The 13,485-nt window shown below is 42.1% G+C and carries 9 protein-coding genes; 4 read left to right on the top strand and 5 right to left on the bottom strand.

Going from position 1 to position 13,485, the window contains the following annotated elements; all coding sequences use genetic code 11:
* Positions 1-5: 5 nt before the first annotated feature.
* From JZY04_RS03165 to JZY04_RS03150, 4 genes are all read right to left on the bottom strand, one after another.
* Complete coding sequence (locus JZY04_RS03165; protein WP_122143090.1) at positions 6-992, bottom strand: hypothetical protein; 987 nt, start codon at positions 990-992, stop codon at positions 6-8.
* Positions 993-1,083: 91 nt separating this feature from the next.
* Complete coding sequence (locus JZY04_RS03160) at positions 1,084-2,949, bottom strand: RagB/SusD family nutrient uptake outer membrane protein (RefSeq protein WP_122143091.1); 1,866 nt, start codon at positions 2,947-2,949, stop codon at positions 1,084-1,086.
* Positions 2,950-2,969: 20 nt separating this feature from the next.
* Entirely contained in the window at positions 2,970-6,125 is a 3,156-nt protein-coding gene (locus tag JZY04_RS03155; protein WP_122143092.1) for a TonB-dependent receptor, read from the bottom strand.
* A 131-nt stretch (positions 6,126-6,256) separates the two neighbouring features.
* On the bottom strand, positions 6,257-7,456 hold the full coding sequence (locus JZY04_RS03150; RefSeq protein ID WP_122143093.1) for a glycoside hydrolase family 76 protein: 1,200 nt from the start codon (positions 7,454-7,456) through the stop codon (positions 6,257-6,259).
* Between the two features lie 374 nt (positions 7,457-7,830).
* On the opposite strand from JZY04_RS03150, the gene JZY04_RS03145 reads away from it, so the two are divergent.
* Positions 7,831-8,367 (top strand): GNAT family N-acetyltransferase, encoded by a 537-nt coding sequence (locus JZY04_RS03145; RefSeq protein WP_122143135.1) that lies wholly within the window; start codon positions 7,831-7,833, stop codon positions 8,365-8,367.
* Here the strand turns inward: JZY04_RS03145 and JZY04_RS03140 are convergent.
* Positions 8,359-9,648 carry an MATE family efflux transporter gene (locus JZY04_RS03140; RefSeq protein ID WP_122143094.1) on the bottom strand — a complete coding sequence of 430 codons (1,290 nt, stop codon included), beginning with the start codon at positions 9,646-9,648 and terminating at the stop codon, positions 8,359-8,361. The two genes, JZY04_RS03145 and JZY04_RS03140, sit on opposite strands and share 9 nt — an antisense overlap.
* 310 nt (positions 9,649-9,958) lie before the next feature.
* Between JZY04_RS03140 and JZY04_RS03135 the strand changes: the two genes are divergently transcribed.
* The 3 genes from JZY04_RS03135 (at position 9,959) to JZY04_RS03125 (ending at position 13,460) form a co-directional block, all read left to right on the top strand.
* Entirely contained in the window at positions 9,959-10,285 is a 327-nt protein-coding gene (locus JZY04_RS03135) for a cupin domain-containing protein (protein ID WP_122143095.1), read from the top strand.
* Positions 10,286-11,018: 733 nt separating this feature from the next.
* Positions 11,019-11,876, top strand: coding sequence for a GyrI-like domain-containing protein (locus JZY04_RS03130; RefSeq protein ID WP_032536800.1), 858 nt, complete (start codon positions 11,019-11,021; stop codon positions 11,874-11,876).
* Positions 11,877-12,575: 699 nt separating this feature from the next.
* Positions 12,576-13,460 carry an SDR family NAD(P)-dependent oxidoreductase gene (locus tag JZY04_RS03125; RefSeq protein ID WP_122143097.1) on the top strand — a complete coding sequence of 295 codons (885 nt, stop codon included), beginning with the start codon at positions 12,576-12,578 and terminating at the stop codon, positions 13,458-13,460.
* The last annotated feature ends 25 nt before the right edge of the window (positions 13,461-13,485 follow it).

Genomic DNA, 13,485 nt, shown 5'->3' with positions numbered 1-13,485 from the left:
ATAGTTTAGAAATTTAAGTCATGATTGTCATAAATAGCCAAACCAATCTGTTCCAAATGTTCATTCCGCCCATTGTACCAAAGCATCCAGCAGTCTTTCTCTTGAATGGCAAATGGCTTGTAAGTGGCACTGGCATCCCACCCACCTTCCGTAGGAGAAATGATCGGGTTTTCGGAATATCTTTCCCAATCATTGATTCCGTCTTTGGAACGGGCCATTCCTATCTGCGCAAAATTAATGTCATAGAAACCGATATAAAACATTAAATAATCATTTTCGCGTTCTATCACCTGACATGCGGTAACCTTATGCTGTTCCCAGCTTTGTGCAGGATCGGCTTTAAATATCGGATTTTTGTCCCATTTAGTCCAATGTAACCCGTCTTTACTCGTTGCATAACCGATAGCATCGGGTTCATATTGTTCTCCTCCGGAATACCACATTTTAAAAATATTCTCGTGTTTATCCCAAATTACATGAGGACACATGACCGCAACTTTCTCCCAAGGCTGTTCCGCTGACAAGACCGGTTCTTTGTTTTGCCGTTCAAAGTTATAACCGTCTTTACTTATAGCATATCCAATCCATGACTTACCGTCATTTTGTCCCGTATACCACATGTGATACAGTCCGTCTTTGTAAACAACAACCGGACGATTCATGTCAGCCTCCCAACTACTGCCTTCAACAGGTGGCAAAACTATTTGCGGCGCACTCCAATTTTTTCCATCTTTACTTGTGGACAATGCAATACTTTTTTGGGGGCGCCAAGAACTGTACATCTTATAAGAGTCACTATCTTTCAGTACACAAATATCGAATACCGTACCTAAATCGCCACCACCCAAGACAGGATTATTTTCATATTTTACCCATTTTCCTGTGGCCTCCTCTTTTTGTGTTGTTTTCTTTGGGGAGGTAGTGCAACTACAAATTCCGATGATGACGGTAAGGCTAATCAATGTCTGAATTACATTTTTCTTCATGTTCATTTTCTGTTTTTACCTTTGCTTTTCCCCCTCCCTACAGACAGGGAAAAACAAAGGTATGGATATTACATTAAATTTTTAACTTTAACTATTACTATTTTTCCCAGCCGGGATTCTGTTTCAAGTCAGGATTCAACACCAATTGTTCAGTAGGAATCGGCTGAAGATACGCTTTTGTTGGGTCAAAATGAAAATGTCCGTCCGGAATGTGGCGTTGATAAGGTTCAAAATAACCTTCACTGTCCACCCAGTAGTTGTCCTGATTACGTTCGGGACTCCAACGGCCCACCTTTTCCATGAAATCTGTCTTATTGATTGCGGCGGGAATGTGGAAGTCGTTTTGGAAATACTTCACTAACCAATCCAGGTTTTCAAACTGAGCAGCGTTTGCCCCCTGTATTCTATCGTGATTCCATAAGTGGTGGGCACGCCAACGCTTTAAGTCATCGTGGCGGTAACCTTCACATGCTAATTCTATACGGCGTTCACGTCGAATCTCCTGTAGCAGATTGGAAACCGGTACCCCCTCATAACCTCTTGCTGCCGTAAAGTCTCCCTTCGGATCGGTATAACCTACGGAAAGTGTGAGATGTGGCATACCTACCCTGTCACGCAGTTTATTGATGGTAATGTCTAAATCATTCTGTGTGATGTTACCCAGTTCGGCTCTTGCCTCTGCATAAATCAGCAATGCTTCAGCATAGCGAAAAATGATACTTCCTTTGATACTTCCCGAAATGGTCTCCTGCTCGTTAGCATCGGGATCAGCACCTTTGGCCAGTTCATATCCTGTGGAACACTTCTCCACACCAGAAAGGGTAATATTCGGTTTTATGAACACAACTGTTGTATCCTTCCCGTTGATAGTTCTCGGACGTCCGGGAGTAAACATTGTTTGTGCCAAGCGTGGGTCACGGTTGGCAACCACATCCAATAAATTAGTATCCCCTGCATAATTTTCGGCCAGGCTTATCGGTAATGCCTGTGTACCGTCTTCACTGATGCAGAGATAGGAATCAACCAATGCCCTGGTCAATCCTACACCGGCACCATTACGTCCGGGATTACGGTTATCATTGTGCCAAAATCCCAGTGAACGATCAAATTTCTTCCATAGCATAATCTCCTTGCTGCTTGAATAGTCCCAACGGTTGAACAGTGTGTGATAGCCGTCTTCCACGCCCATGTTGTCCAAGTCAAACAGCTGGCTGTCAATAACCAGCTTCGCCATTCTGGCCGCTTCTTCCATATAAGCCTGTACATTTCCCTCTCCGGCGAAAGGAGTACCGGCATGATACTTTTCCCAAGTGGCTTCGAACAGAGCAATTCGTGCTTTGTATAGCATAGCCGCCTCTTTTGAGACACGTCCAGTCTCCTGCTGACTGTATGTCGGTAATCTGTCTATGGCGTCATCCATGTCATTCAGAATCTTATCTGCCAACTCGTGCCGCTTCAGGCGAGGGCCGTACAATTCTCCTGATTCAAGATCCAGTGTTTTATCAATCCAGGGAGCACCGCCAAACTTCCGCAGAAACTGTTCATAGTAGAGCATAGCTCTGAAGAAGTAAGCTTCACCAATGTATTTGCGGGCTTTCTCCGGTTCAGGAGACTTGTCACAGTTATCCAACAAAAAGTTGACACTGCGTATTTTTCCCCATTCAGTAGTTCCCCAGCCTTCGCCACTGGAAGGAACCTGGTGTAAACCTTCAATCAAGTCTTTGTTATCTTGATAATTGTCACTAAGCAGGTTATCCGAACCTCGGTCAATATGGTAAATATAGTTGTTAGGCGAGCCCCAAAATGAGGTATAAAACTGATTTACGTACAGTTTGCATTCATCTGCCGTATAGGTCAGATTCACATCCGCAATCTGATCCAGCGGGTCTCTTGCCAACCAGTCTTCACAAGAAGAGATTGTCATGCCGGTAAATAGGCAAAGTGTATAGATTAACTTTTTCATCTTTTTGTATTTTTAGAGTTTTAGAATGTAACGTTAACACCAAAGGATATTGACTTGGAGATGGGATATGCACCGCCCCACGGAGCTTCGGGATCGAAGTTCTCGTTAATACCGGAGAAAGTCAGCAGGTTATCTCCACTGAAGTAAATGCGTACTTTTTCCAGCCCTACCTTATTAATAATAGCTCCCGGTAACGAATATCCCAGCTGAATGTTCTTCAGGCGGCAATAAGCACCGGTATCCATGTAACGGGTCTGTTTCTGCAAATTCTTACTGGTGCTCCACAAATAGAGTCTTGGTAACCATGGATCCGGATTACTTCCATCCTCACGCCAGCAGTCCAGTGTGTTTTTCCATACATTGGAACCCCATTGCCCACCTCCGAGTCCAAAGGCGACAGGACCTTCCAGCCATAAGTCACGTTTCATGGTTCCTTGTAAGAACATGGAAAAGTCGATACCGTTCCAATCTGCATTGAAGCCAAAACCAAAATTATAGCGGGGAGTATCATTACCAATGATAGAGAGGTCTCCATGGTCTTCCAGCGTCTGATTTCCGTCGTTAATGTTAGGATCATCATCCAGATTCACATACTTGATGTCACCTACAACCCAGTCACCACCAAACTTGTTCTGTACGCCAGAATCGTTAATGGCTTTCGCTTCAGCAGGATCGGTCATTATATGATCGGTGGTATATCCCCATATGGTCCCCATCTTCTTACCTACGTAGTAGTCATATATCAGCCCCTTGGGATTTGAATATTTCAAAACAGTTCCTTGGTAATCAGAAAGATTGAACGATACACTGTAATTGAATGATTTAGATGCCAGCGAGAACTGGTCTCTCCATCCGAGTGTCAGTTCCCAACCCTCATTACGTATATCGGCATTGTTCGTATCAGGAGAGTTTACACCCAGCACGGCCGGCAAAGTGACACCCTTTGTAATAAGTCCGATAATATCTCTTCTGTACCAGTCGAACGACATAGTAAGCCGATTGTTCAGTGCGGCGATGTCAACGCCAAAGTCCAAAGTACGATTCTTCTCCCATGTATTATAGGCAATCATATTAGGAGCACCAAAGGCACTGATTCGTTTGTCACCCATAATATAATCGGTCGTAGCGTTATAAGGTACGGTAGAGATATATTGGTAATTTTTTCCCCTCATATTGCCCAATTCTCCCCAAGATCCTCTTAAACGTAATTCGGAAAGTATCGAAGTATAAGGTTCGAAGAAAGTTTCCTTAGCCACATTCCAACCGGCGGAAAAAGCTGGGAAAGTCCCCCACTGGTGTCCTTCGGCATAACGGGAAGAACCGTCTCTGCGCAGGTCGAACTCAAAGAGATAGCGGCTCTTGTAGTCATAGTTGAAACGACCGAAGAAACCGAGAGTAGCGTAATGATCCAGAGAATCCCAGGCCTCTATCTTTCCTGTACTGGTAGAAATGGACGGTTGGCCCGGTAATACCATCCCCATTTTATTGGCATAAAGACCGAAGTTCTTCTTATATTCCGACTGCATACCGGCCATTATCTTGAAATTATGTCCCTTGAACTCTTTTTCATACGTAGTATAAGCGTTCATTGATGTGAAGTCATCATTGTTAGATTCCTGCCATACACGCGTATCTTCAGTTCCAAATCCACCTTCAAGGTAAGGCTCGTTGCTCACCGAGTAGGAATAAATGAGACCTTTGGAGTAACTACGTTTGTTCATCCATTTGTTGTAGGTAAAGTCGGCATTGATAGTCCAACCTTTCAGTGGCTTGATGACTACGTTAGCAGTGCCCCAGAAGTTATCGGTGTATGAGGTCTGAGGATTGGCATCGGCAATGAATACCATACGTCCGGCCGGAGAGAAATGTCCATTGGGATCACGCACAGGAATAGTAGGCCACACTACTTGTGTCCAACCAATCATATCGTTGACACTGCCACCCGGATTCATGCCGTAAGCGGGAGATACACTCTTTTCGTGTGAATAACGTACATTCAAGCCCACGGTCAGCCACTTCGTCACGTCAGTCGTAATTTTGGCCAACGCATTGTAACGTTGATAATGATCATCGTAATATCTCAGTTTGCCTTCGTCTTTCAGATATCCCAGAGACATGACGTATGTAGTCTTGTCGCTACCACCCCGAATTGAGATGTTGTGTTGTTGGTTGAGCTGGTTATTCTTGAACATAGCTTTTTGCCAGTCTTCGTTGGCATTTGAACGTCCGTCTCCCCAATCAGCCCAACGGTCCGGATTATCTCGTTGCGGCACGTTGTTGGGAATACTGGTCGGATCATAGTAATATTTTTCAATACGCTCCATCGTCTCCAGGTCAATAATGCCACTACCGCCTCCATTGATGTCAGCTTCTCTAAAAAGTCTGGAAAACTCCAATGAACCGGCTGTTTTAGGCAGTACGGTCGGACTGTTGAACGAAAAATTATTGTTATAGTTGATGACAGTCTTTTCATTCTTCTTACCTGACTTAGTGGTAACCAATATGACACCGTAGGCAGCCTGTGCTCCGTAGATAGCACTTGCAGCAGCATCTTTCAAGACAGTCAACGTCTCAATGTCATTGGGATTCAAATCATCGAAATAACCGGTCACACCGTCTATGATAACCAATGGACTGTAGGTTGCGTCCAGTCCGGCATAGCCTCGGATATTGAACGATGCCTTCTTACCCGGCCCACCGTCTCCATTGGAGATATTCAAATTGGCTACTTTACCCTGAAGTGCCGCGGCAGCATTAGTTACAGGACGGTCCTCAAGTTCCTTCGCCCCCACTGTGGCGATAGCACCCGTGAGGTTGGCTTTCTTTTGTACTCCGTAGCCCACTACCACTACTTCGTCCAACAATTCCGTATTGTTCTCTAATGTAATATTTAGAAAATTACCAGTTACTTTTACTTCCTGAGATAAATAACTGATAAAAGATACCACAATAGTAGAACCTTTTACAGCGTCGATGGCAAAACTACCGTCTATGCTGGTAATCACTCCGGTCGTGGTTCCTTTTACAACTACATTAGCACCAATTACAGGTTCGCCAATATTGTCTATAACCTTACCTTTTACTTGTATAGCCTGCTCTATGGCGGCCATCGCGTCCATACTTCCAAGAAGTAACAATACCATTAGAGGTATTAGAATGTGTTTTTTTATTTTCATAATACTAACTTTGATTAAAAAGACATTTATTTTTCAACATCTGACAGTTCCTTGTTTATGTAAACAGGAGGAATGGAGTTAAGAAGAGTTTTCTTTTATCATACCAATTCTTTTTCTATAAGTGTTTATATTCATTTAGTTACCGCTAACCGAGCATACATCTCCACCATAGCGGCTTGCGTTAACAGCCACTTACGGTCATCATGAGTTCTCCCGCTGAAATCAGTATCGAAAAGTCCCTTTTTATCACGTACATGTCCCCAAGCGTAATCCATGTTTCGATTGAAAGAGTTGATATACTTTTCATTATGGTCAATTAGGTAAAGTTCAATAAATCCCCTCAACATAATAGCGGTGAACCATACATCTCCTTTTTTGAGGAGTTTGAAAGCTTCCCCTTCTTCCGGTACAAAATTTATAAAAAAATAGTTATAACATGCTTCTGCTATATTTTGAGCATCCTTCAAAAAACTTCTATAACCGGTAAATTGATATAATAAAGTGGCAGCCTGCATCATTTGTCCACTATTGTAGGCATACTTAGACTTATCAATTTTCCCGTCCAAAAAGATGTTGTCAAAGTATAAATAATCTGTTGGATCTTGCAGTCTTTTTTTTGTCCATTCATATAGTTTCCGCCCTTTTATCAGATAAGAACTGTCTTGGGTAGCTTTGAACATTTTTAATGCGAAGACTGATGCAGGTGCGTTAGAACATGTATTTTTAGATATTTTTTTTTGTTCACACCAATAGATACCTCCACCTAATTTGTCATCAGCTCCACTCTCCACAAATTTCCAGATAAGCTGTGCTTTCTTTAGGTATTTTTCTTCTTTTGTATTTAGATAAGCATCTGTAAAATCAATACCTAACCAGATATTATCATCATAGAAACGATCGGATTGAGGAGCTGTACTTATGTAGGAAGCATAACCCGTAGGATTTCTACTGGTATCTAAATATTCTTCAAGTCCAGGCAGCACTTTGTTATCGAGCAATGTCTTATAGCTTTTATCTCCGGTTACTGACAATAGTGCATTTACAGCAGAAAACATTCCGGAATAAGGCCACAAGTAAGAATATTGGTTGGGGATTTCCTTCTGTTCTTCAGAAGCCAAATACATGGCTGTGTAGTTGCCCACATTGGAAGGATAATTCTCTCGCAACAAGCATATTCCTGATACTGAATAATTTGCATATATAGAGTCAAGTGTTTGTGTAGCCCGTTTCAGAGTTAAGCCACCATCTATAGTAGTTTGTTCTTGTGTATCGCATCCGGTCATTGTCAATGCACAAATGAAGATAATAAAAAATGTTTTTCTTGAATTCATTGTTTCTCTGTTAGATTATTATTGTGTATAGCTACTTTCTTTTAAAGAGGATATTTTTAAGATATCCTCTTTTCCTTAGTTTATAAAACCTCTTTTACCTATTAATTTCTTTAATAACTACTGAAATCTGTCTGCAAAAGTATGAGATGTGTTGAAAGATGTTTTATAAATCCATGACATAAAAGTATGCCTATATCTAATGACATGAATTTGGATAATTATGTCCCAAAATCATAAAAAAAAGAATGAAGAAGTAGCAAAAAAGGGGGTGAAGAGAGAGGATAATAACACAAACCGTGCAAGGTTAGAAATAAAAATACCATCTTTGCAGAAGAATCCAATTTCACTGTACTCCAAATATGAATTATAATCTTATGGACACCATCACTTTAGAAACCGAACGCCTCCTTCTCCGCCCTTTCCGGGAAACGGACTTACAGGAACTCTTTGAATGCTGCCAGAACCCGAATCTGGGAAATAACGCCGGTTGGGAACCTCACAAAAGTATCGAAGACTCCAAAAAAATCCTGCATACGGTATTTATGGGGAATGAAGGAGTCTTTGCTATGATTCTGAAAGAGAATAATTCTCTGGTGGGTTCTATCGGCATTATTCCCGATCCCAAACGGGAGAATCCCCAGACACGCATGTTAGGATACTGGCTGAAGGAGTGCCATTGGGGAAAAGGAATAGCTTCGGAAGCAACACACGCCGTATTGGATTATGGATTTAACGTACTGGGGCTGCATTTGATCTCGGCAAACTGCTATCCGCATAATACCCGCTCCCGACATTTGCTGGAACGGCACGGATTTGTATACGAAGGTATCCTTCACGAAGCGGAAACGACTTATGACGGCCATGTATACGATCATTTATGCTTCTACCTGAAAAAGGAAATGTTACGATGACGCCCGCAAATAAAGGACAGACTGGATAGCCAACAAAATCACGAAAAGATATTCCGCCATCAGATAGACAGCCAAAGGGACTCCGGCATATCGGCTCAGCAGATATAAATAGGCCAGATAGACAGCAATCGTTGTCAACTGAAACAGAAAGGCGGTACGGGTTTTTCCCGTACCCGTCACCGCATTGATATACACATATCCCGGCAAGGCAAACACATAATTAAACAGCATCACTATAAAAGGGACGGCTGACATTTCTATCAGTCGGGTACTATCTGTATAAAGCCCGGCAATCTGCCGATGAAAACACGCAGCCAATACTATCAGAGGAAAACCAATTGCATAACCTAACTTCACAATTTTCCGGCAGAGCGGAAACAACAATCGCCTCTCCCCCGCTCCGATCAGGTTACTGACCAGTGCCCCCGTAGTAGCGGCAAACGAATTGACAATAACAAAGAAGACGGTAGAAACGCTCCTTATAATATTGGAAACAGCAAGTTGCGCCTCCCCCAACCGTTCAATTGCTACAAAAAACAGAAACCACGGAGCAACACTGATAAAAGCGTGTAACATACTCCATAGGGAGAGACGCAGCAATTCGGCCAACAACCGTTTGTCATATAGTGGTTTAAGTCCGAACTCTCTCCTGTCCACTTTCACCCAAGCATAAACGGCAACGATCAGGAGGGAAGCAGCCTCAGACAGAGAAGAGGCTAAGGCCGCACCTGCTATTCCCTTACCCCAAACAAAAATAAACAGATAGTTGCAGAGGATGTTGACTGAAACAGCCGTCATCGCCGCCCACGACAAAGCATTGGTCCGGGTGATGCCAACATAAAAAGAACGGAAGGTCAGAAACGGGAAAGAGAACAGCAGGCCGAAACATCTCCAATCCAGGTAATCGGTCACGGCACGATAGATCTCAGGCGAGTGAATGAAATACTTCAGGATAAATGGTGAAAAGAAATAAGAAGAGAAGCTCAGAAGGACAGCCAGCGCACTTAAGAAAAACAACCCTTGAAAGAAGGTTCTGCCTGTTCTGGCATAACGCCTCTCACCGTTACGGCGGGCGATCATCACTTGCAGACCCAGACTGAAGCCGAATCCCAACATGTAAACAGCGAGATAATAGATGCTGGCAAGAGCGGAAGCTCCCAATTCCACTTCACCGACATGTCCTAAAAAAATAGCATCGGTTATATTGATTAACTGTTCCATCAGGATGCTCAGCATCACAGGATAATTGATAAGTCCTATTTGTTGATAAGTATAATTCATTGCTCAATTGAATGAAAACGGCACATTCAGGTATCAAACAGACATACGAGTCCGGTTGTACCTATATGCACGTAACGGGTAAATAAACGGATATAAAAAACTCGGGGAAAGACGCCGGAGCATCTGTCCGATAGCTGAATAGCTTTATAAATCGGGAGCTATTCGTTGAGCGTAGCTATATGCAGAGTTTCATTCGGAAGATCAATGACTTAATAATGAATATGCGGCAAAGGTAGAAAAAAGAAACAGATAAACAATCTTTTTCTTCAAACGTTCTATCTTCGTATCTACTCAAAAAACAATATTGAATATGGAACAGTCTTTTAAAAAGGGAGCCGTACTCCATCTGCCTTCATTGGTGGAATATTCCAAAGGAGGAATTATCAGTAAACAGTTGATCAAGAGTCCTGCCGGGAATATCACTCTATTCTCGTTCGACAAAGGAGAGGGACTTAGCGAGCATCGTGCCCCGTTCGATGCTTTGGTACAAATATTGGAAGGAAGTGCGAATATGATAGTAAACGGTCAGGAGTTTACGGTGAAAGCCGGAGAAAGTATCGTATTTCCGGCCAACGCGCCGCATGCACTGACAGCCATTGAAAGGTTTAAGATGTTGCTGACAATGATCAAAGAGTAACATCTGGAGGCAAGGCAGCTGTATACCAATCCATCTTATGAATACTTCGGATATTCCCATATCAAATCATTTTTTGCAAGACGGGCTTATTTGTTTATTTTTCAGAAAGATCCGAAAGCTTCAAAAAAGGCAGGAGGAGGTTGAATCGTAAATTATTAAATAGGATATCATTCTGCCCCGAATTCTGAAGTATTGGAAGAAAACTTGTTAAAAGAAGCAATTAAACTGTATCTTGGCTGGCAAGATACATATCTTAGCCGCCAAGATGTATATCTTGCCTGCCAAGATGCACATCTTAGCCGCTAAGATGAAGAGTTCGACGTGGAGACAACAATTTATCCAAGAGACAAAAGAAACTTTAGTAAGGTACGTCCGAGGGTTGGAGGTTAACTTCCGGGCAAGTGAATCCAAGGCCATTTGTCCTGTTTTTTTAGGATGTAAATCCGAGTATACATATCCAATCTTTTATATCAAACTTTTAAACTTAAAACATCCCGTTGACGTATCCTATCGGATTTATTCCCGATTCTTTTTATATCTCTTAAAACCAATTCTGCTCCAAGCCTATGAATACCCGAATAGAAAGTAACCGGCAGCCGCGCTCCCTAAATGAATCCGGCAAGCCCTGTTCCCGAATAAGACCAATCGCATTTTTATTTGTATTCCGCAACATCGGACAAGTCCTTTCTCTCTTTTCACCCTATCTTTGCAGCATTGAAATACCAATTGAATCATGGAAGGAAAAAAGACAACGCAAGAAGAGTATCAGAAGTGTGTGAACGCAGTGGTAGATTATATCAATCTCCACTTAGGTGAAGAAATTGACCTGAGATCACTGGCCAGGATTTCCCATTTCTCTCCTTTTTATTTTCACCGCATCATGAAAGCTTTTTTAGGCGAGCCCGTCGGTACTTTTATCGTCCGGACACGCACTGAGGCCGCAGCCCGCCTATTACGCTACTCATCCGCTCCGATAGCTGATATTGCCTACCGGATCGGATATGCTTCTCCATCCTCTTTCTCCAAAATATTCAAACAGATGTATGGTATTTCACCAACAGAATATCGTAATAATAAAAACTTTGTAATTATGAAACCAGCCATTATCAAACCGGATCTGGAATTGAAAAAGGAAATCAGGGAACTTCCCCAACGAAATGCAATTTACATCCGTCTCTTCGGCGACTATAAACTCAATGACTATGCAGGCACTTGGATACGTCTGATTCAGTTTGTGAAAGAAGAAAAGCTTCCGATGGGAGATCCTTCACCTCTCTGCATCTACCATGATGATCCTAAAGTGACTCCCGCCGGAAAACTTCGGACGGATGTATGTATGTTGTTACCAACAAGCGCAACTCCAAAAGGAAATGTCGGATTCAAACAATTGCCTGCGGGACGTTATGCAACCTTCCTCTACCAGGGGCCATACGATCAGTTACAAGCTGTATATGATACAATTTACGGCAAATATTTACCCGAAATGGAGTGTACCCTGAGAGATGAACCCAGTGCCGAAAGATACCTTAATGATCCTTCATGTACTCTTCCCGAAGAATTATTAACCGAAATCTACATTCCGGTCGAATAAATTCCAAAGAATACAGGTTGGCAAAACGTGATGCTACTTTGCCGACCTGTTCACAATCTGGAAATGCCATAAGAAAAGTCAGAACAAGCAAGACACTATAAACCTAAAAACCTAACTATCAACCTCATGATTATCCCAATCCCCCTTAAAGCAATAATGTAAGAATCTTATAAATGCTTCGATAGCATACTGCCTTGGGTAACAAGTTTATTATATCGTTGGCAAGCTTTCTCTAATATATTTTTCGTTTTAGGACGATATCAATCAGCTAAACGATAAAACTCATTTTTAAACAAGTCTCTCTCGATGATGCGAATCTGCAGCATATAGGATAATATCATACATATATATATCAGATTGTCTTTTCCTGCACTGCGTAAGATTCATGAGATGGGTTGAACCCACACCATAAACACTACCAGTTATACTTTGCAATTCATCCACAACAACACCTGTAAATCAATGTCCGGAAACATGATTTCACACAATGTTTCTCAAAAGTATTTTTCACTTGCTTTCTTATGACAGAAAAACGCACTATCTTTGCATTCGTTCAGCGAAGAAAAAGAAGGGCAAAACGGACTTTTCTACCATTTAAGTTTCAAACTATTGGTAATCAATTAGTCCAATATGCAGCATCGGTGCAAATAAATAACCTAAGAATCATTACCCTATACCCAATTTGAATACCTAAATATTATGGCAGACAATTATATCGAAAGACAATACGAGCAATATGAAGCCAGAAAAGCGGCTTGGGAAAAAGCACGCAAATATGGCAAAAAGAAAACGAGTATCACTCACTCTGCTAAAACGGAACAAGCGGCTCAAACAACAACAGAGCCCCATAATCATAAAAGAGTATTTATAACGGGAGGAGCCAATGGAATTGGTAAAGCTATTGTAGAAATATTCTGTAAAAGTGGGTACCGGGTGGCATTTTGTGACAAAGACGAAATAGCAGGAAAGCGTACTGCAGAAGAAACAGGAGCCATTTTCCATCAAGTTGACATAAGTGACAAGGATATGCTTGAACACTGCATGCAACGCATCATTGAGGAATGGGATGACATTGATGTCTTAATCAATAACGCAGGCATCAGTGACTTCTCTCCTATCACTGAAACAAGCGTAGAAGATTTCGACAGGATTCTATCCATTAATCTACGCCCGGTATTTATTACTTCACACTTCATGGCTGTCCACCGTCAATCGCAAACAACACCCAATCCGTACGGAAGAATCATCAACATCTGCTCTACCAGATATTTAATGAGTGAATCCGGCAGCGAGGGGTATGCAGCCTCTAAAGGGGGAATCTATTCACTAACACATGCGTTAGCCTTGTCACTTGCTCAATTTCATATCACAGTCAATTCTATTGCGCCGGGCTGGATACAAACCCATGACTACGATTGTCTCCGTCCGGAGGATCATGCACAACACCCTTCAAGAAGAGTCGGTAAACCGGAAGATATAGCCCGCATGTGTAGATTCCTTTGTGAAGAAGGAAATGACTTTATCAACGGTGAAAATATCACGATTGACGGAGGGATGACTAAAAAGATGATTTACACAGAATAATATAGTTCCAAACCAAACATACAGA

This window comes from Bacteroides sp. 11BF (assembly GCF_019633765.1).
GTDB lineage: Bacteria > Bacteroidota > Bacteroidia > Bacteroidales > Bacteroidaceae > Bacteroides > Bacteroides hominis.
This window is presented reverse-complemented; position numbering and strand designations above follow the sequence as displayed.